This window comes from Streptomyces celluloflavus, assembly GCA_000720995.1.
GTDB classification, from domain to species: Bacteria; Actinomycetota; Actinomycetes; order Streptomycetales; family Streptomycetaceae; genus Streptomyces; species Streptomyces celluloflavus.
Map to the genome: position 1 here is coordinate 1 of JOEL01000160.1, position 283 is coordinate 283.

General features: G+C 69.3%; 1 pseudogene. It reads right to left on the bottom strand.

Annotation, left to right across the window (positions count from 1 at the left end):
* Window positions 1–283, bottom strand: a pseudogene (locus IH09_RS36300) (RNA-guided endonuclease TnpB family protein); the annotation flags it as partial.

A 283-nucleotide genomic window follows, 5' to 3' on the forward strand; every position in this document is an offset into this window, starting at 1 on the left:
GATCTTCCAGCGGGCGTTGGCGGTGAACCGTACGGCCTGCCGGTTGTCCTTGCGGGACTTGAAACGGGGTGCGCCCATGCGCGGGCGCTTCCCCTTCAGAGCGTCGAAGAAGTTCCGGTACGCCGTGTCCAGGTCCCTCAGGGACTGTTGCAGCACCACGGCGGACACCCCGCCGAGCCAGGCGCGCTCGTCGGTCTTCTTCGCCTCGGTGATCAGCAGCTTGGACAGGTCCCCGGTCCTGGGGAACGCCTCGCCTGCGGCACGGGCGGTCTCGCGAGCGCGC